Annotated in this window: 26 protein-coding genes and 2 pseudogenes; 5 read left to right on the top strand and 23 right to left on the bottom strand. The window is 56.2% G+C overall.

What is annotated here, in order from left to right; genetic code table 11:
* Window positions 1–32: 32 nt before the first annotated feature.
* The 19 genes from H7C18_RS29765 to H7C18_RS29675 form a co-directional block, all read right to left on the bottom strand.
* Window positions 33–683: a response regulator gene (locus tag H7C18_RS29765; protein WP_185132762.1), complete on the bottom strand. Its 651-nt coding sequence runs from the start codon at window positions 681–683 to the stop codon at window positions 33–35.
* A gap of 18 nt (window positions 684–701) precedes the next feature.
* On the bottom strand, window positions 702–1,376 hold the full coding sequence (locus H7C18_RS29760) for a sensor histidine kinase (protein WP_238358064.1): 675 nt from the start codon (window positions 1,374–1,376) through the stop codon (window positions 702–704).
* Between the two features lie 568 nt (window positions 1,377–1,944).
* A complete protein-coding gene (locus H7C18_RS29755; protein ID WP_185132760.1) occupies window positions 1,945–2,925 on the bottom strand; it encodes a sugar phosphate isomerase/epimerase family protein in 981 nt (326 codons plus the stop codon).
* A gap of 18 nt (window positions 2,926–2,943) precedes the next feature.
* Window positions 2,944–4,143 carry an alpha-D-ribose 1-methylphosphonate 5-triphosphate diphosphatase gene (locus H7C18_RS29750; protein WP_185132759.1) on the bottom strand — a complete coding sequence of 400 codons (1,200 nt, stop codon included), beginning with the start codon at window positions 4,141–4,143 and terminating at the stop codon, window positions 2,944–2,946.
* Window positions 4,136–4,876 (bottom strand): phosphonate C-P lyase system protein PhnL, encoded by a 741-nt coding sequence (gene phnL, locus H7C18_RS29745; RefSeq protein ID WP_337913928.1) that lies wholly within the window; start codon window positions 4,874–4,876, stop codon window positions 4,136–4,138. Before phnL ends, H7C18_RS29750 begins: the two co-directional genes overlap by 8 nt.
* A gap of 83 nt (window positions 4,877–4,959) precedes the next feature.
* Window positions 4,960–5,826, bottom strand: a complete 867-nt coding sequence (locus H7C18_RS29740) for an ATP-binding cassette domain-containing protein (protein WP_185132758.1) — start codon at window positions 5,824–5,826, stop codon at window positions 4,960–4,962.
* Window positions 5,823–6,686: an alpha-D-ribose 1-methylphosphonate 5-phosphate C-P-lyase PhnJ gene (locus tag H7C18_RS29735; protein WP_185132757.1), complete on the bottom strand. Its 864-nt coding sequence runs from the start codon at window positions 6,684–6,686 to the stop codon at window positions 5,823–5,825. The genes H7C18_RS29740 and H7C18_RS29735 overlap by 4 nt, the downstream gene beginning before the upstream one ends.
* Window positions 6,683–7,825 (bottom strand): carbon-phosphorus lyase complex subunit PhnI, encoded by a 1,143-nt coding sequence (locus H7C18_RS29730; protein ID WP_185132756.1) that lies wholly within the window; start codon window positions 7,823–7,825, stop codon window positions 6,683–6,685. Before H7C18_RS29730 ends, H7C18_RS29735 begins: the two co-directional genes overlap by 4 nt.
* Before the next feature lie 6 nt (window positions 7,826–7,831).
* Complete coding sequence (gene phnH / locus H7C18_RS29725; RefSeq protein WP_185132755.1) at window positions 7,832–8,467, bottom strand: phosphonate C-P lyase system protein PhnH; 636 nt, start codon at window positions 8,465–8,467, stop codon at window positions 7,832–7,834.
* Window positions 8,451–8,894 carry a phosphonate C-P lyase system protein PhnG gene (phnG, locus tag H7C18_RS29720; RefSeq protein ID WP_185132754.1) on the bottom strand — a complete coding sequence of 148 codons (444 nt, stop codon included), beginning with the start codon at window positions 8,892–8,894 and terminating at the stop codon, window positions 8,451–8,453. The genes phnH and phnG overlap by 17 nt, the downstream gene beginning before the upstream one ends.
* 12 nt (window positions 8,895–8,906) lie before the next feature.
* Entirely contained in the window at window positions 8,907–9,758 is an 852-nt protein-coding gene (phnE, locus tag H7C18_RS29715) for a phosphonate ABC transporter, permease protein PhnE (protein ID WP_238358054.1), read from the bottom strand.
* On the bottom strand, window positions 9,755–10,543 hold the full coding sequence (gene phnE / locus H7C18_RS29710) for a phosphonate ABC transporter, permease protein PhnE (protein ID WP_185132753.1): 789 nt from the start codon (window positions 10,541–10,543) through the stop codon (window positions 9,755–9,757). Before phnE (H7C18_RS29710) ends, phnE (H7C18_RS29715) begins: the two co-directional genes overlap by 4 nt.
* A 7-nt stretch (window positions 10,544–10,550) precedes the next feature.
* Window positions 10,551–11,309 carry a phosphonate ABC transporter ATP-binding protein gene (phnC, locus tag H7C18_RS29705; protein WP_185132752.1) on the bottom strand — a complete coding sequence of 253 codons (759 nt, stop codon included), beginning with the start codon at window positions 11,307–11,309 and terminating at the stop codon, window positions 10,551–10,553.
* Window positions 11,310–11,313: 4 nt separating this feature from the next.
* Window positions 11,314–12,336 (bottom strand): phosphate/phosphite/phosphonate ABC transporter substrate-binding protein, encoded by a 1,023-nt coding sequence (locus tag H7C18_RS29700; protein WP_185132751.1) that lies wholly within the window; start codon window positions 12,334–12,336, stop codon window positions 11,314–11,316.
* A gap of 28 nt (window positions 12,337–12,364) precedes the next feature.
* On the bottom strand, window positions 12,365–13,102 hold the full coding sequence (locus H7C18_RS29695) for a GntR family transcriptional regulator (protein WP_185132750.1): 738 nt from the start codon (window positions 13,100–13,102) through the stop codon (window positions 12,365–12,367).
* 262 nt (window positions 13,103–13,364) lie between these two features.
* Window positions 13,365–13,880: a DUF6886 family protein gene (locus tag H7C18_RS29690; RefSeq protein ID WP_185132749.1), complete on the bottom strand. Its 516-nt coding sequence runs from the start codon at window positions 13,878–13,880 to the stop codon at window positions 13,365–13,367.
* Complete coding sequence (locus tag H7C18_RS29685; protein WP_185132748.1) at window positions 13,877–14,998, bottom strand: GNAT family N-acetyltransferase; 1,122 nt, start codon at window positions 14,996–14,998, stop codon at window positions 13,877–13,879. Before H7C18_RS29685 ends, H7C18_RS29690 begins: the two co-directional genes overlap by 4 nt.
* Window positions 14,999–15,095: 97 nt before the next feature.
* A complete protein-coding gene (locus tag H7C18_RS29680; protein WP_185132747.1) occupies window positions 15,096–16,106 on the bottom strand; it encodes a LacI family DNA-binding transcriptional regulator in 1,011 nt (336 codons plus the stop codon).
* Window positions 16,107–17,007: 901 nt separating this feature from the next.
* Window positions 17,008–17,733 carry an SDR family oxidoreductase gene (locus tag H7C18_RS29675; RefSeq protein ID WP_185132746.1) on the bottom strand — a complete coding sequence of 242 codons (726 nt, stop codon included), beginning with the start codon at window positions 17,731–17,733 and terminating at the stop codon, window positions 17,008–17,010.
* Window positions 17,734–18,007: 274 nt separating this feature from the next.
* Between H7C18_RS29675 and H7C18_RS29670 the strand changes: the two genes are divergently transcribed.
* Entirely contained in the window at window positions 18,008–18,400 is a 393-nt protein-coding gene (locus tag H7C18_RS29670) for a MerR family transcriptional regulator (RefSeq protein ID WP_238358053.1), read from the top strand.
* On the opposite strand, the pseudogene H7C18_RS34875 reads toward H7C18_RS29670, so the two are convergent.
* A pseudogene (locus H7C18_RS34875) lies at window positions 18,377–18,544 on the bottom strand (IS4 family transposase); the annotation flags it as partial. The gene H7C18_RS29670 and the pseudogene H7C18_RS34875 sit on opposite strands and share 24 nt — an antisense overlap.
* A gap of 42 nt (window positions 18,545–18,586) precedes the next feature.
* Window positions 18,587–20,100, bottom strand: a pseudogene (gene tnpC / locus H7C18_RS29660) (IS66 family transposase).
* Between the two features lie 302 nt (window positions 20,101–20,402).
* Here tnpC and H7C18_RS29655 point away from each other — a divergent pair.
* Together H7C18_RS29655 and H7C18_RS29650 are read left to right on the top strand one after the other, a co-directional pair.
* Window positions 20,403–20,825 (top strand): MerR family transcriptional regulator, encoded by a 423-nt coding sequence (locus H7C18_RS29655; protein ID WP_185132744.1) that lies wholly within the window; start codon window positions 20,403–20,405, stop codon window positions 20,823–20,825.
* 16 nt (window positions 20,826–20,841) lie between these two features.
* Window positions 20,842–21,813, top strand: coding sequence for an aldo/keto reductase (locus H7C18_RS29650; RefSeq protein ID WP_185132743.1), 972 nt, complete (start codon window positions 20,842–20,844; stop codon window positions 21,811–21,813).
* 588 nt (window positions 21,814–22,401) lie between these two features.
* Here H7C18_RS29650 and H7C18_RS29645 read toward each other — a convergent pair.
* Window positions 22,402–22,611 (bottom strand): hypothetical protein, encoded by a 210-nt coding sequence (locus H7C18_RS29645; RefSeq protein WP_185132742.1) that lies wholly within the window; start codon window positions 22,609–22,611, stop codon window positions 22,402–22,404.
* A 299-nt stretch (window positions 22,612–22,910) separates the two neighbouring features.
* Between H7C18_RS29645 and H7C18_RS36220 the strand changes: the two genes are divergently transcribed.
* A complete protein-coding gene (locus H7C18_RS36220; protein ID WP_475571997.1) occupies window positions 22,911–23,054 on the top strand; it encodes a YhjD family protein in 144 nt (47 codons plus the stop codon).
* A 29-nt stretch (window positions 23,055–23,083) separates the two neighbouring features.
* Here the strand turns inward: H7C18_RS36220 and H7C18_RS29640 are convergent, their stop codons facing one another.
* Window positions 23,084–23,455 (bottom strand): MerR family transcriptional regulator, encoded by a 372-nt coding sequence (locus tag H7C18_RS29640; RefSeq protein ID WP_185132741.1) that lies wholly within the window; start codon window positions 23,453–23,455, stop codon window positions 23,084–23,086.
* A gap of 103 nt (window positions 23,456–23,558) precedes the next feature.
* On the opposite strand from H7C18_RS29640, the gene H7C18_RS29635 reads away from it, so the two are divergent.
* On the top strand, window positions 23,559–23,739 hold a 181-nt coding region (locus H7C18_RS29635; RefSeq protein WP_185132740.1), incomplete at its 3' end, for an SDR family NAD(P)-dependent oxidoreductase.

The raw sequence follows: 23,739 nt of genomic DNA, 5'->3' as shown, positions 1-23,739 counted from the left end.
AGCTGCTGAAGGTATACTTTCGTACCATGCGGTTAGACGGAGCTGCCTTCCTTCAGCTTGTCCAGGGGAGAGTAGCCGCTCAGCCCCTGAGCCTGGGCGAACAGGGCCGCTTGCGTGCGATCGTTCAGGTTCAACTTTTGGAAAATGCGGCTGACGTGCTTCTTGACCGTAAATTCGCTGATGACAAGCTTTTTCGCCATGGCGCCGTTCGACAATCCTTCGCCTAGCCCGCGAAGCACCTCTTTTTCTTTCGGGGTCAACTTCTCGAGGGGATCGTCGTAGTCTTTGCGCAGCAAGGTGCCCAGAAGACTTTGATCGAAATATTTGCGCCCTCTGCCGATCATTCGGATGGCCAGAAGCAGTTCTTCCGGCGCCGCTTCCTTGAGCACGAAGCCGTCGGCGCCGCACTCCTCCGCTCTCCGAATGTCCGCTTCCGTCGCTGAGGAAGTAAGCATCATAAAGTGGCATGGAAGATGGCGGAGCATCCCTACCAGGTCATAGCCGGATTCGTTGCCCAATTTGACATCCACGATGGCGAGATCCGGCTTCGTTCTCTCGATCAGTTCCGTCGCTTCCTGAATCGTCTCGGACTCTCCGACGAACTCGATCCCTTCTTCTTTGGCCAAAATGGATATTAATCCTTCGCGAACGAGAGGGTGGTCATCCACAATGATGATTTTCATACGATCACCCCGTTCTTATTAGTTTGGCCCGGTTCCATCATGCGCTTCGTCGAGCGGCAGCCTGACGACGATGCGCGTTCCTTCCCCGATGCTGCTGTCGATTTGAAGATTGCCGCCGAGCGATGAAGCGAGAGCCTTCATGTTGCCCAGCCCGAAGCCGGAATTTTTGGGACGCGGCTGCCCCGTGCGTTCGTCGAATCCCGTACCGTTATCCGAGATCCTCAAGGTGACGGCGCTGCGACGCATCGTCAGCTTCACTTCCACGATGGTGCAGGCTCCATGACGGATGGCGTTGCCGACCGCCTCGGAGATGATTCGGTATAACGCTTTTTGATGATGAACGGAAAGTCGACGGTCGGAGTCGGGAGCGCGGAAACGGATTCGGACGCCGTTCAGCCTGGCTTGGGTGGCCAGCAGGGACTCTACGCTTCCGATCCACGACAATCCGCCTTTCTCCGACAGACTCAGGCCGTATATCGCCGCCCTTAGCTCCCGGGAAGCTGCGATGGCCGACTCCTGAATCGCACGCAGTTGCTCCCGCAGTTGCTCATCCGTCATGCAGTCCACATCCTGCTGGGCGGAATGAACGGCGCAGGCGATGCCGAAAAGATGCGGACCAATGCGATCATGGAGTTCTTCGGCAATCCGGTGACGCTCCTCAAACAGAACATACGGTTCCAAACCACTCTGCATAGCCATCCTTCATTCATCACCTTTCTCTCATCACTACTCTCACAGAATATGAGAATTTTCAAATATTTTCTTCAACTTCCCTCATTTCTGTGCAGCGGTATTTATTTCAACATACCTTGAAGAGAGGAACATGGACATACTACGGGAGTACCGATTTATAAAATGGGGTCACGATGCGTCGGTTTGTGACCTTGGTCTTAATGTCGGATCGAAGCGAAAATCGATCGGAACCTATTAAACTCTGAAAGTCCGTTGAAAATAACGGCGGGCGATCCGAGTCGATTTTTCCCTTATTTTTCCTCCCGGTACTCACCCAAAGGCGGGCTTCTATAGGACTAATAGCTCAGTCGGGGCTCCTTTTCCCTTTTAGAAAATTTTCTAATCTACGGAATGACGTAGTGAAAAAGGTCGAAAATTAAACGCTTTCATTATTTGTCGAAACTAAGTCCACCCTCACACATGTCGCAAAAAAGCCTGACAAGTATGAGAATCATGAGAAAAATGAAGGGGTAAAGCAAGAGGGGCGCCAAGCGCCCCAAGCTTCTTCTTTCGTCCGGCCAAGCCCTTCTCAGGCGCCGCCCGCGTTTCCCGCGAGTTCGATCGGCGGACGGCGAACCGCCGCCCCGAACGTAGCCTCGCGAAGGCGCTCCGCCAGCTTCGGCCATTCATCCTCGTACATCGGCCGCAGCTCGTGGATCAAGTAACCGTCGATCTCTCCTCCCAGCAAGCGGGCGATGCGGTCCATCGGAACGTCACCGAGTCCGATCGGCATGTGCATATCCCCCCGCCCGACCGGCAGGAGATCGTACTGGTTTTTCTCCAGGGAAAACGTCGGCTTGCCGAAGTTGTCATGAAGGTGCATGTGCATGATATAAGGCCGGATGCTCGATAACGCTTCTTCCAGCCCGTACGGAAGGCTCTTCATCGCCAGATGCAGATGACCGACGTCCAGCGTGATCCCGATCTGGGGATGGGCGATTCTCTCGAGCTGCCCGGCAAGCAGCGCCGGGTCGGTCGAATAGCAATAATCGCCGCAATCCAGATAAGGCCTCATGTTCTCCATGCCGATGCGAACGTCCACCTTCCCGGCCGCATCGCCGGCCCGCCGCATGAAGTCCCGCTCCCGCTCCAGCAGCCGCGCCTTGTCTTCTCCCGTAAGACGGGGCCACGCGTCCTTGTAAGGCAGCTGCTCCTCCGCGACGTATCTTCCGGGATGATAGACGAGCGTATCCGCGCCGATCGCCCCGCAGACGCGAATCGATTGCAGCAGCAGCGTGAAATGCTCGGTTCCTTCCTCCGAATCGAACAGGTTGATCGAGAACGGAGCATGCATGGCATAGCGGAACGGATAGCGCGACAACAGCCGCGCATAGCCGTCCAGCCGCTTCTCGTCCAGGCGTCCGTTGACGATGACGCGCATCCCGTGCACCGGCAGCTCCACCGTATCGAATCCGAGCGCTTGCGCTTTGTCGAGCTTTCCCTTCAATAAATCCGGTTTGGCGACCGCGTCATCCGGCGCAATGCTGACTCCGGTTCCTCTTCCCTTCATCCGCGGCTCCTCCTTCCGTCACCGGGCGGCCAATGCCGTGCCCAACTGGCAGGACATCTGACAGACCAGCTCTCCGCCGGCCCAGACCTTCTCGATAAAAGGCTTCCCGCTGTGCTCGTTCACGAGCAGCAGATCCGCCTCTTTGCCGACTTCCAGCGATCCCGTGCGGGAATCGATGCCGAGCGCCCGGGCCGGGTTGAGCGATACCATGTTCACGGCATAGGGCAGCTCGTATCCGAGCCGATGCAGGGCGAATACGGCCTGAAGCATCGCCGGCGGGTAATAATCGGAGCAGAGAATATCGACGACTCCTTCTCCGATCGCCTCCAGAGCGGACAGATTGTTGCTGTGCGACCGTCCGAGCAGCACATTGGGCGCTCCCATCACCGTGTAGAGTCCGCGTCTCTTCGCTTCGACCGCCACCTCCAGGTCGACCGGGAACTCGCTGATGACGGCTTGCCACTCCGTCACCCGATCCAGCTTCTCTATCGAATCGTCGTCGTGCGAGGCGAGCGGAATGCCTTTGGCCCGCGCCAAGGCGGCCAGCTCCAACAGGCTGGCTTCGTCCGTCTTCGGAAACGATTTGCGCATCTCCAGCATCGCCATCGCTTCATCCCGGTTCTTATTCTGCTTCTCCATAATGAAGTTAAGCTGGATGGCGGAGTCGCGGTATTGCCCTTGCCCGGGCGTATGGTCCATGAACGACAGCTGATCGATGCAGCCCTGTTCCAGGATGTTCCGGACGTACGGCAGTCCGTCGATATTCGTCATCTCGTAACGAAGATGCACGTTGTGCCGGATCATGCGGCGTTCTTCGCGAAGCCGGCAGATCCGTTTGATATACTCGAACACCGCTTCGTTGCGGCGCGCCTCGTTGCGCTGAGAGCCCGAACGGCGCTCGTCTCCCCACATGCTGAGCGAGTGATAGATCGTCGTAATGCCTTGCCCGACCAGCTTGCGCTCCAATTCGTAGAAGGACGTCTCGAGCGGAAAGTAGCTCGTCGGGCGCGGGAACATCTCGTGCTCGATCGCGTCGCTGTGCGAATCGACGATGCCCGGAAGCACCCATCTGCCTTCCGCTTCGATCGTGGTATCGCCCATTCGGCGCGTCGCGCCGATCTCGGCGATGACGTTCTCTTTGACGACCATCGTTCCGTTCTCGACGACCCCGTCGGGAGTCACGATCCGCGCCCCGTTGATGACCGTGATCTTACCCATGCTGAACGCCTCCCTCCGAGGTCGCCGCGTTCGCGTTCCGCAGCCGGGCGGATCCCGCTCCGTCCAGCTCCAGGATGCGGTCGGCCAGCCTCTCCATCACTTCCCAATCGTGGAAGACGCCGATCATCGTCGTCCCTTGGCGCTTCATATCGAGGAGCAGTTCGATGACGGCTTCGGTCGTGCGGCGGTCCAGGGAAGCGGTCGGCTCGTCGAGAATCATGAGCCGCGGCCGGACGATAAACGCCCGCGCGAGATTGATCCGCTGCTGCTCGCCGCCGCTGAACGTCGCCGGAAACCCGTCCCACAGCTCGCGGGAGATGTTCAGCCGCCCGAGCATCGTCTGCGCCGCCGAGCGGGCTTCCTGCCGGTCGGTTCCGACGGCGAGAAGCCTCTCGGCGATCACGTCCGTCGCGCTGACCCGCGGGATGACTCTTAAGAATTGCGAGACGTAGCCGATCTCGTTCTTGCGAAGATGGGTGATCGTCCTCTCGCCGGCCGCCGCCAGATCGAGCGGGCCGAACAGCTGCGACTGGTAGACGATGGAGCCGGAAGACGGCGTATAAGTGCGGTAGATGCATTTCAGAATGGTCGATTTGCCGATGCCGCTCGGCCCGGCAATGCCCAGGAACTGGCCGGGTTCCATCGCGAACGAGACGTCGCGCACGGGGCGCACTTCCATCGGACGGGCGATCCGCAGATCGAACTGTTTGCTCAGATGGCTTACCTGTAGAATGGGAATCCCCTCTTTTGCTCGGATATTGGACGGTCTTACAGCAGGGAGTGGACCAGCAATTGCGTATACGGGTGCTGCGGATCTTACAGGATCTGATCGGTCAGCCCGGTCTCGACGACCCGGCCTTCCTTCAGCACCATCGTCCGGTCGGACAGCATGCGGATAACCCCGAGGTCGTGCGAGACGACGATCATAGACACGCCGAGATCCTGCTGGATGCCGCGAATCAAGTCCAGCACCCGCGCCTGAACCGACAGGTCCAGCCCCGTCGTCACTTCGTCGAGCAGAAGCAGCGGAGGGCGGTTGGCCAGCGCCTTCGAGATTTGCACGCGCTGCTGCATTCCCCCGCTGAAGTTCCGGGGCGGCTCATCCATCCGGTTCAGCGGAATCTCGACGCGGTCCAGCAGCTCGCCGGCCCTGCCGCGGATGTTCCCGACATGGAAGCTCCCGGCGGCGAACAGCTTCTCCGCGATGTTGCCGCTGCTGGAGTAGTTCATGCGCAGGCCCATGTGCGGATTCTGGTACACCATGCCCATCAGATGGTTGCGAATGTATCGCTTCTGCTGGGCCGAAGCTTCGAACAGGTTTGCCTTGCCTTCCTTATAATCGGAGATCGTCATCGATCCCGAAGTCACTTCGTCGTCGAAATAGAGGCTGCGAACCATCGTGCTCTTGCCGGAGCCGCTCTCCCCGACCACCCCGAGAATCTCGCCGGGGTACAGATCGAAGCTGATGCCCGAGCAGGCGATTACGCTGCCGCACACGGGACAGCGGTTCTTGGGCAGCGTCGATTCCGGATCTTCCTCGCCGCCGATCAGATTGGCCGTCTCCCGGCAATAGGCGCAGCCTTTGCCGAACCGCTTGACCAGCCGATCCACCCGAAGAAGGGGCGTCTCCCGGAAACCGGCGTCAACCGGCAGAAGTTCAAGTTCGTTCCCATTCCCGTTCATTGTCCGCCCTCCTTGCCTTCCGCCCGCTTCAGGCAGAATGCCGTATCGGAGCATTGATGAAACGTGCGGCCGCGCTCATCCGTCACTTCGTCCAGGTACGTGTCGGTGCTTCCGCAATGCCGGCACTCGAGCCCCGCGAACGATTCCTTCTCGAACCGGTAATCCTCGAACTGCAGCGATTCCACCTTCGTGTGAGGGGGCACGGCATAAATCTTCTTCTCCCGGCCCGCTCCGAACAAGGTCAGGTGATCCGCCCGGTGCAGCTTCGGATTGTCCCATCTCGGGATCGGCGTCGGATTCATCATGTAGCGATCCTCCACCATCACCGGATAATCCGCTCCGATCGTAATGGCGTCGTATCGGACGACGCTCTCGTACAGCGTCAGCCACATCGGGCTGTAATCCATCTCGGCGTGCATGCGCTTCGTTACCCTTTCGCTCCGCTCCACTTTGCGAAGGGGTTCGGGCTGCGGAACTTGCAAAATCAGGATCTGACGGCGATCCAGCTTCTCTTCGGGAATGCGGTGCCGCGACTGAATGACCGTCGCTTCCGCCGTATCTTCCGTCGTGTCGATGCCGCTCGTGTCTTGAATCAGACGACGAATGCTCACGGCGTTCACGCTGTCGTCGCTTCCTTGGTCGATTACCTTCACCGTGTCCGTCTTGCCGATGACCGACAGCGTAAGCTGCAGGCCGCCGGTGCCCCAGCCGCGTCCGATCGGCATCTCGCGGGAAGCGAACGGCACTTGGTAGCCCGGAATCGCCACCGCCTTTAACGTCTTGCGGCGAATCTCGCGCTTCGAGCCTTCATCCAGGAAGGCGAAGTTATAGGGCGATTCGTTCTGAACGGCTGCGTTCATTTCAGCTCCACCTGCTCTTTCTTCTCCTGCGCGTTGCGGCGAACTTGCCGGATGCGGTCCAGCGACGACGAGAACGTAATGTAGTGCGGCAGCTTCAGGTGCGACACGAAGCCGGACGACTCGACGCTGTCGATATGGGACAGCACGAACTCCTCGTCCTGCGCCGGCGCGCCGCCGCCGATCTCCAGGCTCCGCTCCAGAATGGCCATCGAGATTCCTTTGAGCTCGTTCTGGCCGAAGAGCAAGCCGTATCCCATCGCGAACTGGATGTCGCCGCTCTCCGGATCGCTCTTGAACGAATTGATCGACTCGACTTCCGTCACCAGAACCTCGCCGATGTACAGAGTCGAATCGTCGCCTTCTTCGGAATAAGGATGGCGGACGAACACGTCGACGTACCCGACCCTCAGCTCGCCGATCGTCGGATGCACCGCGCCGTAGCCGCGCATGCTGCTGTAGGCGATGGCGGTCATCGCCCCCGTCTCGCCCCGGGCCAGCATTTGCAGCCGTGCCGAACGGGGGAGCGGGAAAACGATCTTCTGTCTCGTAATATCGTAAGGAGGCTCCTCGGCCGCCTCGGATTTCTGCTTCATTAATCCTTGGTCCCGCAGCAAGTCGATGACTTTCGGGAGGACGCTTGCCTCTCCGCCGCCCGTCTCATCGAATGGCGACTCGGCTTTTTCACCCTCGTAAAGGAAGTGCCGGATAAAGTCCCGCACGCTGTTCCCATCCTCTTGACGCAGGGCGAAATCGAGCAGGCGGTGCGTATAATCGTAAGTCGGACCCAGCATCTGCCCGCCGGGAATATCGCGGAACGAGGACGAGATTCGGCGAATGACCCGCATCCCGCTCGTGTCGATCGTCTCGGTTACATGATTGCGCTGCAGCGTGGAACGGAAAGCCCGCAGCAGGAATCCCGCTTCGAACGGGTCGCCCTCCGCCTGCTTCAGCGCGAGCGCCGCATAAGACGGCGCGTACAAGCCGCCTTCGCTCATCAGCTTGTCGATCAGCAGCCGCAGCTGCTTCTCGATCAGATCCGTAGAGAGAGAATCCTCCGAACCTTTCAACCGGTAATACCGTACCAGATCGACGGCGTTCGCGATTGCCTCGCCGCCTCCGGATACCGCAACGTAAGCCATCTCTCGTCAAGCCCCCTTCAGTTGTGTGCTGCGCGGAATCGCCGCCACTTCGCCGCCGGGAGTGTACAGAATCAGATCGACTCCCGTCGGATACTCTTCGTTCCAGCCTTCGCGGCATGCCAGCCACCGAGGGTCCAGGCCGCCGACGAGCAGGCGATGCTCCTCCTCGATGCCCGGACCGGTCATCATCAATCGAACGGCATTCCCTTCCGGCTGCTCGCCGGCGGAAGACCGGGACTCCGCTTCCAGCGCGTCGACGAGCAGCAGCACGGTCGCGCCCATCTCCGGCTCGCCGAGCGTTCCTCTGCGAACGGAGCCCGCCCATTCGCCGGGAGCCTGCGTCCCGTCGGCGAACAGATAGTCGGCCGCGGAGGCGCCGGCCGATCGGGACAGCGTCCGCAGCCGGATGACGCCGGCAAGCTCCGGCAGCCGCTCCACGTCGGCGAAGCAGCCGACCTCGCTGTCCAGCAGCGTATAGGCGACCGCCAGGGCGACGTCGCCGGCTCCCGGCAGGAGACCGATCTTGTCCGCTGCCTGCCGGATCGAACCGACCTCTCCCGGGCGGGCGGTCAATTCGAGCAGAAGCCGGTAAACGAACTGGGTATCGTGCGTCATGGAAAACGAATTATCGATTGCGCTCATGGTATTCTCCCATCGTGTCGAAATGGACCTTCGTCCGGTCGATCATTCGCCGCTCGGACCGGCGGCGCTCCTCCAGCCGAAGCTCGGCTTCCCGAAGCGGTCCTTCCCACCCCGCCGTCTCCTCCGCGTGGCTGCGAAAGGCCGCATCCACGACGGCCAGACGGTACGCTTCCTCGCTGCGTTCCCCCATCAGAATGCCGTAGCCGTAAACGCCGTTCAGCTCCACCGTGCATTCCGTCACGAGAATCTCGCCCAGATAGAACGGCTGATGCGAGACGGTATCGCGCGCTTGGGACATGACCAGGCTCTTCTCGGCCGCACGCACGATCCGCACCTGGTAATTCCGCTCGATCTCGGCGGCGAACCGCTCCAGCAGCGGCTCCTCGCTCTCGATCAGAAGTTTGCTGACTTTTGCTGAGTTGAGCATGTGCCGCTCCTCCTACTTAAGGTTCATCTTGTTTTTGTACCAGTTGCTGAGCAGCTCGACGGAGAAGACGAGCACGAAGACGACCAGGGCGGCGAAGCAAGTCTCCGGAAGCAGGTACGATCTCATGTTGTTGGAGATTTGATAACCGATGCCGCCTGCTCCGACCACGCCGAGAATCGCCGATTCGCCGATGTCCGCTTCCAGCCGGAATACGCTCCAGGAGATGAAATACGTGATGACGCACGGCAGGAAGCCTTGGAACACGATCTGCAGCTTGCCGGCGCCCGTCGCCTTGATCGCCTCGTGCACCCCCTCGTCCACCTCTTCGATCGACTGGGAGAACATCTTGATCAGGCTCGCGCCGGCATGCGTCGCGATCGCCAGAATGCCGGGCACCGGTCCCATGCCGACGGCGACGATAAACATGAGCGCCCACACCAGCGTCGGAATCGTGCGCACGAAGGCGGCGACGCCCTTGATCAGCAAGCCCAGGCGGGGAAACAAATTGACTGCCGCCAGGAAGCCGAACACGGCGGCCACTGCCACCCCGATCGCCGTTCCGACGAGAGCCACCTGCAGCGATTGCAGCGCCGCCTCCAGAACGGGGCGCCAATCGACGAGACTCGGCGGGAACATTTGGGCGAACAACTGAAACATTTTTCCGGTTCCATGAGCCAGCTGGCTGTAATCGAAGTTCAGCTGCCAAAGGCTGAAGATGAAGAACAGCGGGAAAAACCAGGCGGCCCCGACCAGCCAAGGGTCTCGTCTCGGCTTCGATGGCTGCGGCGGCTCGGCGAGATGCAGGGGCAGTGCGGTCTCGTAAGACAGATCGTTCGCCATTTCGGTTGCCAGTTCCGGTTTCATATCACTTTCTCCCTAATTTTATTAGTGAAAAACTCCGTGACCACGATCAAGACGAGCATCAAAATAATCGCCATGCTGACATCCCGGAAGTGGAACAGCTTGAGGCCGTTCTGAATGTAAAAGCCGAGCCCGCCGCCTCCGACCATCCCCACGATCGTGGATGCCCGGATGTTCAGCTCCAGCTTGTACAGCGACCACGCTACGAAACCCGGGATGAATTGCGGCAAGACCGCCTGGCCAAGCACCTGCGGAAACGTCGCTCCCGTCGCTTTCACGGCTTCCAGCTGACTCTGGTCGATCTCTTCCAAGATTTCCGCGTATGCCCGCACGAGCGAACCCACGGAATAAATAATGATTGCGAGCGTGCCGACCAGCGTGCCGATACCGTAGGCGAACGCGAGCATGAGCGCCCAGATCAATCCCGGAATGTTGCGAAGCACCGAAGCGAATCCGCGAACCAGCACCAGCACGATTCGGTGAGGCGTCGTCGTGGCGGCGGCGAAAAAAGCGAGCACGGCGGAAATCAAGGAACCGACGACCATGCCGACGACGCTCATGTAGATCGTATCGAGCGCCGGCTCGATCAGTCCCTTCAACGCTTCCGGATGAGGCGGCAGGAAATCGTTCACGATCAGCTTCCCCATCTCGCCGAGTCCGCCGAATACGGTGAGGACATGAAATTTCGTCTGCACCGCCGACCAGACCACGAGCGCCGCGATCAGAACGACGATGGTCACGGTCTGCACGCGTTTCTGCCGGCGGATTCTCAGCCATTGCGCTTCCATGGGCCATCTACTCCTTATCCGGGCTTTCCCCGTAAATATGAGAGATCATTCGGTCCGTCAAGTCTTCGGGACGTCCGTCGAACACCATCTTCCCTTTGCGCATGCCGATGATGCGGGTCGCGTACGTCTTCGCGACTTCCACTTGGTGCAGGTTGACGATGCAGGCAATTCCGTCTTCGCGGCATATCCGGTGCAGATTATCCATAATGATCTTGGCCGTTACCGGATCAAGACTCGCGATCGGCTCGTCGGCGAGAATCAGCTTCGGCCGCTGGCAGAGCGCCCTCGCGATGCCGACCCGCTGCTGCTGTCCTCCGCTCAATTCGTCGGCCCGCTTGTACGTTTGCTGCTCCAGGCCCAGGCGCTTCAGGATCGACTTGGCCTCCTCGACGTCCTGCTTGGAGAAAAGGCCGAGCGCGCCGCGAACCGGGCCGACATAGCCGAGCCGGCCGTGGAGCACGTTCCGCAGCACGCTGACCCGCTGGATCAGGTTATAGCCTTGGAAGATCATGCCCATCTGGCGCCGCAGCAGCCGCACTTCATGGGCGGACGCCTTGGCGGAACGGACGCCGCCGAACGACACGTCTCCTCCCGTCGGCTCGACCAGCCGGTTGATGCAGCGGAGCAGGGTGCTCTTGCCCGCCCCGCTCAGGCCGATTACCGCCGCGAATTCCCCGGGCTCCAGCTCGAAGCTGACGTCGCTTAACGCTGCCGTGCCGTCGGAATACTTTTTGCTCAAGCGTTCAACTTGAAGGATCGCCGCCATGGTCTTACCCTTTCAGCAGATCATCCGGGCTCATCTTCAGCAGATCGGCCGTATCGCGGATAATCTGATAGTCGCTGTCCTGAACGGGGAAGTAGTGATTGCCTTTCAAATAGTCCTGGTTGTCATAATGGAGGAAGAAATCCTTGATCGCGGCCACCAGGTCGGCGGGCAGATCGTTGCGATAGGCAAGCGGGCTGCTCGGAATCGGATCGGACGTCGCCAGCACGCGGTAATCCGACTCTTTGACCAGCCCTTCGTCCACGATTCTCTTGATGCAGCTGTCGCAAACGCCCGCGGAGTCGGCCTGGCCCTTGGAGATGGCGATGATCGACTTGTCGTGGCCGCCGGAGTAGGAGACGTTGGAGAAGTAGGAATCGATCTTGCCGGGTTCGAGATTGAACTGCTTGGCGAACATCATCTCGGGAAACAGGTGGCCGGACGTGGAGGCCGGGTCGGCGAACAGCATTGACTTGCCCTTGAGGTCGGCCAGCGATTGCGCCGGCGAATCGGCAGGCACGACGATAAGGCTGTGGTAAAACTCCGCATCCTCGCTTGCAGCGGATACCGCGAACGCTTCGGCGCCGCTGCGCTCATGGGCGATGATATAGGAGAACGGGCCGAAGCTGGCGACGTCGATCTTTTTCGTGCGCATGGCCTCGATGACCGCCGTGTAATCTTCTCCTTCGAAAACATTGACTTTGATGCCGAGAGCGTCCGACATGTCCTTCGCTACGATTTTCTTCGGATCGTTCGCCTTGCCGTCGTTCTCGCCGGGGATGAAGCCGATGTTCAGCTCCTTCGGCCAGTCCTTGCGATCTCCCGCTGCCGGCGAAGCGGATGCCGGGCTCGAGGAGGCGGCGTCGCTTGCCGTTCCCGCGTCGCTTGCGGCTCCGGCGTTACTTGCGTTGTTTGCGTTGTTTGCCGAACCGGAAGCCGCTTCATTCTTCTGTCCGCAAGCCGTAAGCGCGACGGCCAGCACCATCAAGAGCAAAAAGATGGAATAGTTTGACTTTTTTGAAAATTTCACAGATTTGACCTCCCATGAGTAGATCCGCTCATTCGAAATGGATGGAAATTTTGCACAAGTCTCCCCGATACTTGGCCGAAGTGAATTCGACCCGGCGGTTGGATTCGTCCCGCATGACGCTGTCGATCTGCAGCAAATTCGTGCTCGGCTGAATCTGCAGCCACCTGGCTTCCTGCAAAGTGGGGAAGGCGGTTCGGAACGTAGAGCCGATGCGCTGCAGGTGCATGTGATATTCTTGCTGCAACAAACCGTAAAGAGAACGGAACATCTCCGTGTGGCTCAACAAATCAGGGAATACGTCCTCCGGGAGCCAAGTCACGTTCAGGGACAGCGGCACGTCGTCGGCGAATCTCAGAATCTCCAGCCGATAGGCGAGCTGACCGGGGGATAAACGGAGCGCCTCCGCCACGTCGGATGGCGGGACTGCGAGTTCCTCATGGATCAGTTCCGCCCGAGGCTCCCTTCCCAGCTTGCGGATCACGTCGGAGATGCGCATGACCGGCGTAACCGGATATTCGATATCGAGCGGTTTCCCGCATACATAATATCCTTTTCCCTGATGCGAGCGGATGAGGCCGATCTGCTCCAGAAGATCGAGCGAGTGCCTCAGCGTATACCGGTTCACCTTGAAGCGCCGGCACAACTGCTGTTCCGAGGGGATTCGCTCGCCCGCGGGATAGAGGTTCTGCTGGATTTCCCCGTGCAAGATATTGGCGATCTCCTGATAGACCGGAACGTCCGCTTCGCGGGAATGGTTCGTTCTCAACTTCTCACCTCCGATCTCTTAAATTGACCTCTTAAGCCTAACGTAACTTGTCAACATCAGAAGAGTGTCACCAACATATTAAAAACAATCAATTTTCCTGGAAGATTTATGGATGCCAAATAACCCCGCAAAGCGGGGCTTAGCTTCGAAGCTTGCTCAGGCGCTTTGCGGGGACCCCGAAATTTATAGATTCTCTAATGCAAAAAAAGGATCAACCCGCCCACGACGGATCGATCCTCATCTCTATCGGCAAAAACAAACGTTATGCGCGCGCGGCGTTGTCGAATTTATGAATGCCGAAATCGGTCAGCGTCGAATTCAGAATCGCTTCGCGGAGCGGATGCAGGTTGGGCGTAAACCGCACCTCGACGCCCCGGGCGATCAGCCGGTCGATCAGGTTGCCATACGGCTCCACCGCAAGCGGCACGATCGTCCGGGGTGAGATATAATACCCCGCAATGGTATCGAACAGCTCGAACGTCTCGGCCGGCATCCGGTAGCGGTACACGGTCGACCGCTTGATGCGCTCGTACCAGCCTGTCTCCACGGTTACGACGATGTTCGCTTGCGTCGCCCCGAAAAAAGCGCGGCGGTCTTCGTCGCTCATCTCGTCCGACCGCGTATAGACGATTCTCGGGCAGCTTCTCGGGAAGAAGAACGTAAACTCGTGCTCCTCGTCGATCGCCCATACGACGGGAGGAAGCTCCTTCCGGTTCTCTTTGACGCGGGGCAAGAATACGTCGATCGAACCTTCGTCGCTGAAGTGGAACAGGTTCATACCATGTTCAAGCCTTCCGTATAAGGAAGCGGAATCGGGAACCGGTCGGCGATCGCTTGCGCAAGCGGTTCGGAAAGCTGCGGTTTCGGGTCGAACAGCAGCGAGATCAGCTCCCGTGCCGTTACGCGGACGGAATCCGTCCCCAGGGTCAGCACGCAGCCGCCGTCTTCGCTCAGCTCCGCCGTCAGGCTTGCGGCTTCCGAACCGGCTTTTTCCCGCCAATAAGGCGCTAGCTGCTCCATGAGCAGACGCGGATCCGTGACGCGTACGGTTCCGGAGTTGCGGCCTTCCTCGAACGGAACGTCCCGCAGCGTCTCCAGCATGCCGTTCTCATGCCAGGACACGGCCATGTCCAAAGAGTCCAGACCATATCGGCCGAGGGCATCCGCCACGATCGAAACGACCGCGGAAGGATCTCCCGCCCACTCGATTACCCTAGGCGTTCCGTGGGATTTCGCCGCTCCTGGAACGGCCAGCACCGCGAACGCAGCCGCCCGGCCGTCCTTCTCCGCGACGAGCGTCCGATGCTCCAGCTTGAGACAGCTGGCGTACGCCCGCGCCTGAATCAAATCAGCCAGCTCGGTAACGCTTTGCTCATAGCGGACGGCTCTCTCTTCGGCGAGATCTTGGAGAACGAACAAATCCTCGGAAGTTCGTTCGCGAACCTTCCATCCGCCGCCCGACAAGGCGCTCGCTTGTTCCGGCTTCAAAGAATAGCGGTTGAAGCCGCCGAACGGGTAGCAGTGAATTCGCTGATACAACGGGCGATCACCGGAGACGAGCAGCAAGGACGCTCCCGCGTTCCGAATATGACGGTTCACCTGCTCCAGAATCGCTCCGGCATGCCCTTTGCCGCGAAAGTCCGGATGCGTGCAGACGGAACCGATCGCATACACTTTCAAACGGGCCGCCCCCACGCGAATGACGAAGGGAACGAGGCCGACGAACGAGACAAGCTTCTCTTCCTCCCACGCTCCGAACGATTGGCCCAGGCTCGCGGAGAAGACGGTCGGAAACGCCTCTCCCATCGAGATATGCTCCGGATCGCGAAAAACAAGGTCGGACAGCTTGACGGCCTCTTTCCACTCTTCTTCCGAACGCAGCTGACGAATTTGCATGATTTTCCTCCATCCTGGCGGTAAGCAGATTACTTTCTCTTGATGTACATGTTACAGGATTTGCGCACGCGAGGATAGTGCTTTGCCTTCACTTGTCTCATGGCCGGCGTGCGGACGAAGATGCGCGGACGATCAGCTTCGACTCCAGAATCGTGACCCGCTCCTCATCCGCCGGCTCCCCTTCCAGCTGCCGGATCAGCTTCTCGGTGAGCGTCGCCCCGAGCGCGAATTTGGGTTGGTCGACCGTGCTGAGACTGGGTATGACATATTGGGTAATCCGGTTGTTGTCGACGCCGACGAGGGCCATTTCCCGGGGAATCGCGATTCCGGCATCCAGGCAGGCCTTGTGAGCCCCGAGCGCCATCTCGTCGTTCGCGGCGTACACGGCGGTGAACGGCACCCCCTTCCCGAGCAGCCTCCGCATCGCTTCGTACCCGCCCTGTTCGTTGAAGTTGCCGTTCTCGATCAGCTCGGGGAGGAACGGAAGCATGCGCTCCTTCAGCGCTTTCATATAGCCTTCCAGCCGCTCGTAGCTGTCGACGGCCTCGGGATAGCCGTTGATATAGGCGATTCGCCGATGGCCTTCCTCGAACAGATGTCCGATGACTTCGGCGGAGAACCCGATATTGTCCGTCAGACAGCAGACGATATGGTCGTGCTCGATCCGCCTTCCGATCAGTCCGATGGCTTGCTCCTTATCGGCCAATTCGGTCAACGTTTCGTCGCTCAGCGACGGGGCGACCAGGATGAGCGTGTCCACCGTCCGATTCATGAGCAGGCCGAGATACTCCCTCTCCTTCTCCGGCTGGTTGTCCGAATCGCAGATGATCACTTTGTAGCCCAAGCGGTATGCCGTGTTCTGGACCCCTTTGATAATCTCGGAAAAGTAAGCGACGTTAATGTCCTGGACGATGACGCCGATCGTCCGGGTCCGCTGGGAGCGCAAATGCTTGGCCGCCGCATGAGGATGGTAGTTCAGCTCCTCGATCGCCTGCAGCACCCGTTCGGCCGTCTTCGGGTTCACCAGGCTGCTGTTGTTCAGCACCCGGGACACCGTTGCCGGCGACACGCCGGCCCGCTTGGCCACGTCAATCAGTTTGGAATCCATACTCCCTCGCCCGACATCCTTTTGGTCGAATTAATTAAGTGAATTATAAATTTGTTTCCAGATCGTGACAAGGCAAAATCTTCGGCAAAAACCGAACCGCCCGGCCGGAGTCGGGGCGGGTCCGCCGAATGCGTTGCGTTCGATCTCGCCGGATCGGTCTAACGAAACGTAGCGGCGTTAATCGGGTAAACTTGAGGAATTCTGGAACGTAACGAACCTGAGAGAGCTTATTGGGCAGACACCGCTGTATTTTTCCCTTATTTGGAGCAAATAAAGCCCCTGCGTTTCGTTAAAATTCGCTCCCTTCTTTTTAAAGCCTGATAAGATCGCTCAGTTTCGTTAAACGGGAGCGACACTCCCTCTCTATTGTCCCTATGAAAAAAAGACTGGATTCAGGATCGAGCAGAATGCCGAACCTTTCCAGTCTTATGCGAGTTGTATTTCACTTTGTCACAAAAATCCTGTAATACGAAATCGGATAAACCATCGACGTGGATCAACATCTTGAATGAGCCTGGTAAGGTTAAGGCGGGCTATGGCTTTTATCTAAAGGTCATTGCGGAATACCATACAAACCTATATGACGACTCTCCGAAAGCTTGGAGTAGCGGATGTAGCGGCTTATCGGTTTCTCCGACCATCAAAAAGGCCACCTCGTCGAGCAAAGTGACCATCACGATGCCATTCAACGATGTGAGTGGGCAACCTGTGAAGTACGTCTTGTTTGGAACCAAAACGGGTTCATGGGATCATGAAGTACAAACGTACGATATGCCAACCCGGAATGCTTTCGGTTTGACTCAAACTAACGAGATTTTCACGAAACTCTCACGTTACCCAGTAAGAAGACAAAAAACAGACCTCAAATCGGGGTCTGTTTTTTGTTGGTTCAGATAGAGGGTTAAACCTGCGCAGTGGGACGGATTATGATCTCGTTCACATCAATATCGGATGGCTGCTCTATCGCATATGCAATGGCTCGGGCGATAGCTTCTGGCGGCATAGCGACTTTCTCGAATCGTGCTCTCATCACCGGATCGGCTATTGATTCCGGCTCAAAGGTCCGTGTCATACCAGGGGATATAATGGTCACCCGAATATTCTCCCCTGCCTCTTGGCGCAAACCTTCTGAAATAGCACGCACGGCATATTTTGTGCCAGAATAGACCGATTGGGTTGCTACCGTCTTATGTCCTGCAGTAGAAGCAATATTAATAAAATGCCCTGTATCCTGTTTGCGGAAGATTGGAAGAGCTGCTGCTATTCCATATAACACGCCTTTGATGTTCACGTCGATCATTCTCTCCCAATCCTCGACTCGCAACTCGTCAAGAAGGGAGGTGGGCATGACACCTGCATTATTTAGAATCACGTCGACCTTTCCATACATATTCACAGCATGGTTAACCAGATTTTCAACATCACTACGCTTTGTCACATCCGTTACTTGAAAGCTTGCTGTGCCACCATTGGAAGTTATCGAGGCGACCAGATCTTCAAGTTGTTCTTTTCTACGTGCGCCGACAACAATTTTAGCGCCTCGTTCTGCCAACAATAATGCTGTAGTTTTCCCCATTCCACTGCTTGCACCCGTAATGACAATGACCTTATCTTTGATGTTTGACATGAAAAGTCCGCCTCCACTCTTTATGCACCTTCTCTTGAGGTAAAGATACTTCACATATAGTTCCCCAAGAATTTTTGGTCTATACTGAGCCGCCTCCAATATCAGCAGTTCTACTTTAGTGTACCAGCTTATTTTTACACGAAGTCAAACTGATATTATTATTGATATTGGAAGCCTATGAATATGAACCTTGGCGTTTATTCCTGTCTTCTGATATACTCATTTAAGTTATTCTTACTATAACTAAAAGGGGACAACTTGGATGTCTTATTCGATGAGCTATATCGAGGAGCATTTAAATATAACGGCAAATACACTTCGGTTTTATGAAAAAGAAGGGCTGCTAAAGGAAATATCTCGTGATTCCAGAGGCCGTAGAGTATATAACGATCAAGATATTGCACATTTAGAATTTATTCGTTGTTTAAGAGCGACAGGCATGCCAATCTCCGGTATAAAGCAGTATCTTGAACTACATGAGTTAGGGGATAAAACGTTATCAGAGAGAAAAGAAATCTTGATTCAACACAAATTGAAGATTCAAGAAAAACTGAATGAGGATTTAAAACATTTAGAAATGGTTAGTTACAAGGCAGCAATGTGTGAACTTAAAGTAAATGAGATTGATCCCAAACAGATCTTTCTAAATAATCAACCTGCAGTCTAAGCTTGCCCCGCAACGATGGAAAGTAATTACAGTAAAAATCGTCCGGAAGGTTTGAATACCTCTCCAGAGCACTTTAACCCCTGGATCGCCGTCACTTTTTCGCCCCAAAAAGCCGCCCAGTTTGGCCAGCGCCATTACACTCTCACGTAGCGTAGGCGGATTCGAAGATCAACTACTCTATTGTTACTATTTATTTAACCGGCAGTCAGCCGGTAGCACTTGCGACCACGGCATGAAGGATTCGAGCGCGTCGGCATCGAGCGGTCCGGAGAACTGCGGCAACTGCTCGAAGAGATACTTCAAGTAGTTGAACGGCCGCAGACCATTCTCCTTCGCCGATTCGATCACGCTATAGATCGTCGCGCTAGCCTTCGCGCCGCGAGGCGTGTTGGAGAATAGCCAGTTTTTGCGCCCGATTACGAACGGTTTGATCGACCGCTCGCTCCGATTGTTATCGAGCTCCAGCCGTCCATCCGCCAAGAACGCAGTGAGCTTGTCCCACTGATTCAAGCTATAGGCGAGCGCTTGGCCGGCCAGGCTCTTGGGCAAGGTTCTGGAACGTTGCTCCTTCAGCCATCCGTGATAGGCGTTAAGCACCGGCAGACTTCGCTCCTGCCTTTTGGCCTTTCGTTCCTCCGGGGAGGCTTCGGCAAGTTCTTTTTCAATCACAAACAGCTGGTTGCAGTAAGCCAGCCCCTGCCCTGCGACGGTTCCCAGTTTGTTCATCTCCGGCGGCCCGGCCTTCAGCGCCTCGTCATACTTGCGCCGGGCATGCGCCCAGCACCCGACGAGCAACACGTCCGCCACCTTGTGGTACCCGGGGTATCCGTCCACGTGCAGATAGCCCTTGAAGCCGGACAGGAAGTTGCGCGGATGCTCGCCGCCGCGTGTCCGTTGGTACTCGTAGAGCACCGCCGGCGGCACATCGCATCCGGTCCGATACAGCCACAGGTAGGACGTCGCTTCCGCAGACTTGCCTTATTCGCGCAGCACCTGAAGCGTCGTCTCGTCGGCATGCAGCACTTCTTGCCGCAGCAGATACGCCTTCATGGCCGCTAACAACGTTGAAAGCCATTGTTCCGCGCCGTACATCATCCAGTTCGCCATCGTCTGGCGAGACAACGTATAGCCAAGGCGCGCGAACTGTTGCTCCTGCCGGTACAGAGGCAAGCCGTCCACATACTTCTGCGTCATGACGTAAGCCATGCTGGACGGCGAAGCCAAGCTGCCGGGATAGACGGGCCTCGGCATAGGCGCCGTGACGACGGGCGTCTTGATCTCATGACGCTCGCAGTGGCGGCACGCATAGACTTGACGAATATGCCGCATGACCTTGACCTGCGGGGGCACCAACGCGTCTCGCTGCGCATCTCGGTCGTCATCTCATGCAGGGAGCAGCCGCAGCAAGCGCAGGCTTGCTCGCCTTCCTCCCGCTTGTACACGACGGTCTATACCGGCAGGTCGGAGAAGTCGTCTTCGCGTTTGCCCGTCTGTTTGCGGCGCTCGTACGTGATCTTCTCTGTCGGAGGCTCTTGTCCGACGGGTGTAGCCAGCACTTCGGCTTCGTTGAACAGATTCAGCTCCATCTGATCCGGATTCGTCTTCTCGCTGGAGGCCCCGAAGCGCTTTTGCTGCGCCAGACGGAACTGCTCCTCGTACCACTTGAACTTGGCGGATAGTTCGATATTCTGTTGTTCCAGCTTCGCATTTTGTTGCCGAAGCTAGTCCGGTTTTGGGCTTCTTTTTTCGTTTATGGAGGCCACCTGCCGCCAGGCAGGCCACGGGCTGGACAGGGGAAAGGCGCGTTGTGGCACATCCTCCGGTTTTCACAGCACCTCCCTTAAATAAAGTCAATGATGGGCATTATAATGATAACCAGTAGTTCAGACGTTAACAGCTGTCTCCCAAAATAACGCTTGCCTTAAAGTGTACTTTAAGTCTTAGGATGAGGAAGAACCAGCCGATTCCGTCTGAAAATAACCGATAAGGAGCGATCCGGCCAATGGCATTCACGATTAAAGAAGCTTCAGAGCGGCTTGGTTGCCCGGCTCATACGATTCGTTTTTACGAGAAGGAGGGATTGCTCCCTAACATTAAGAGAGATAAGAACGGGAATCGACTGTTCGAACAAGATCAGCTAGATTGGATCCGGCTGATGACATGTTTCCGGGCGACAGGGATGAAGCTGTCGTTGCTGAAGGAGATGGTGGATCTTGCGCTCGATGGTGATTCCACGATTCCACAGCGCAAGGCGATCTTGAACCAGTACAAGGAAGATTTATTTCGCCGCCAAAACGAATTGGCCGAAGCGCTCGACGCCGTCAACAACAAACTGTCGATATACGAAGACATCGAGAAAGGGAGAATCCCTTCCGAGAGCCAGTTGTTAATCAAGATGGAGGAGTCGGAGCGACAACAAACATAGAATGAGGGATTAACAAATGCAACAAAGAGTTTTGGGCAATAGCAATATCCTCGCCTCTTCGATCGGACTGGGAATTATGGGAATGTCTCCAGGCATTTACGGGGAGACTAACGACGAACAGTCGATCCAAACGATCCATCGCGCTTTGGACATAGGCGTCACGATGTTCGATACCGCGGACGTGTACGGGAACGGGCATAACGAAAAGCTGCTCGGCCGCGCTCTTCAAGGGCGCCGCGAGCAAGCCATTATCGCCACCAAGTTCTCGTACACCCCAAATTACGAGAGCATCAATGGCCATCCTGATTACGTTAAGAAAGTAGTGGAGGATAGCCTTCGCCGTTTGAATACGGATTACATCGATCTATACTACCAACACCGCGTCGATCCGCAAATCCCGATAGAGGAGACGGTCGGAGCGATGGCAGACTTGGTCAAAGCAGGCAAAGTTCGGGCGCTCGGCCTGTCCGAGGCTTCCGCTTCCACCATTCGCCGCGCTCATGCCGTCTATCCGATCTCCGTGCTAGAAAGTGAGTATTCGCTCTGGAGCCGTGACATCGAAGAGGAGATACTCCCTACCGTAAGAGAGCTGGGGATTACCCATGTGGCTTACAGTCCACTGAGCAGGGGCTTTATCTCCGGCGAGCTTCGCACTTTCGAGGATCTGGCCGCCGACGATCTTCGCAGATGGATGCCGCGGTTCCAAGGAGACAACTTCCGGAAGAACATTGAGGTTGTCGACAAGATTAAGGAGATCGCGATAGAGAAGAATTGTACACCATCCCAATTGGCCATTGCCTGGACGATTGCCAACGGGGCGCTGCCTATCCCGGGTACGAAGCGTATCAAGTACCTGGAGGAAAATGCGGCCGCAGCCGATATCCTTCTCAAGAAGGAGGACCTCGAACGAATCGATCAGGTCAGCCCCAAGAATGTCGTTCACGGCACGCGTTATATGAAAGAACAGATGACGCTGCTCGACGGCTAGACTATAATCAGAAGAAGCAATGGTCCACGGGCTCCGTGGGCCATTTGCAATTGGGTATTGTCTCAGGAGGTCGGCAGCCATGAACGCTCGTTTTACAGATCGAATCAAGATCGCTCCAGGCTTCTTGACGAGCCTGAGAGAAATCGGATAGAACCCATTGACGTTGCGCGCCAATTGAATCTTCCGATAGCCATAATTAACGGACCGGTCGTACCGCCCGCTCAATATTATGCCATTTGGCAAGCTTATTACGAACAATCCGGAGACGTCGTTGCTGGAATCGTCAAGCTTGCGACAGCATACGAGACGGCACAGTATCCGTCAGCCATCTTGGCGACCTTTCACGCTTGCGACTTCCGTAACGTTCTTAAAGAAAGGCGCGCTATAAGCAGATGTGCCCTCCCGTCTATTAGTTATTGAACTAACTGGAATCTCTAGTTGAATAGACCCAGTCTAAAACCTCTTATTAGAAGCAAACTAGACTTAAATGCTCTAATAGGAGGTTTTATTTTTGATTCTAAGTGAACTATGGAGTCAGTACGAATCGGACAAGCGAATTCAAGGATTCAGTCCGAATACTTTGAGAGCCTATGCCTTGCAGCTAAGGATGCTGATTTCGGAAGTCGGGGACATCGCCGTACGCTGTTTCATATAGTCCACGAATCGCATGAGCATTCGCCGCGTCTTCTGCAGCTCGCCGGCTCCGTCTTGCTTCAGGAACTCCATATATTCGTCGATCCAGTAACCCAGGTGATCCTCTTCAGCACGATAGGACGGCATTGCGGTTACTTTAGCCACTGTTGCCTCGAGCGAACCACGAATGCGTACGAGGTGACCTTCAGGGATATAAAAGCATTCATGACGCCCGGAGTGAATTTGAATCGGACTCCCTTGGTCGAAGCTCCATTCATAACGCCCAGGGATCCAACCATCCCCAAATTTGACCTCGGTATAGCTACCGGCACGAACCGGCTTGCCGGCGACAAAGTGGCGTAGACTGTTTGGTACATCATGTTTCCGCATATGCTGACCATGACGGACAAGGCATTTCAGGAAATCACAAAATCGAATCATCTCTTCAAACAGTACTACGCTGAATTGACGCAGTTCTCTTAGACGACATCACGAAGGATCTTTCCAAGCTGCGGCGAGAATTACGATCGCGGAATATTAAGGTCGAGGAAGATGAAACCCGAGACTACATTTTCTATTACAAATACTTTTGCGTCCGTTCCTTGTAAAATCCAATAAATATTAGGCTGGATGTTGGTTAGCCTGTGCCTACACATACTAGATCATTGTAATAACGCTCGAGCTTTCGCTCCAATTGAACGAGCTGTGACTTTTTTCCTTCAATATCATCTAGAAGTTTTTGCTTTTGATCTTGAATGATTTTAATTCGCTCAGGCAAGGTAGCGGTTCCGGCCATCACCATATTAGCGAATTGTTTAATGTCCTCTACACGCATCCCGGTTTCGCGAAGGCATTTGATGAAAACTAACCAATTTATTTCGGAATCGGTATATAGACGATTATTCTGTTCGCTCCTTGCCGCCGGTTCCAAGAGCCCTTTTCTTTCATAGAAACGTATCGCTCCTATACTGAAGCCGACTTTTTGCGCCGCTTGACCAATCGTATACATTTCATCATCCTCGTTTATTATTTTTTTGGTTGACCTACACTAAGTGTAGCATAGTAATCTAATCACTGTGAGATGAAAATAAAATTTGGAATGAGGGAAGAAAATGAAAAAGACCGCATTAGTAACCGGCGCAAACAAAGGAATTGGATTCGAAATCGCTCGAAGTCTTGGTAAGCGTGGCTATGACATTCTCGTTGGAGCGCGTGATGAAGCCCGTGGGCAGGCAGCAGTCGAAAACCTTGCCGCAGAAGACATATCGGCGGCGTTCATCAAGATTGATTTGA

Origin of the sequence: Cohnella zeiphila (assembly GCF_014212055.1) — a bacterium.
Taxonomy (GTDB): domain Bacteria; phylum Bacillota; class Bacilli; order Paenibacillales; family Paenibacillaceae; genus Cohnella; species Cohnella zeiphila.
The sequence above is the reverse complement of the archived record's forward strand: the minus strand, read 5'-3'. Positions and strand labels throughout refer to the sequence as shown.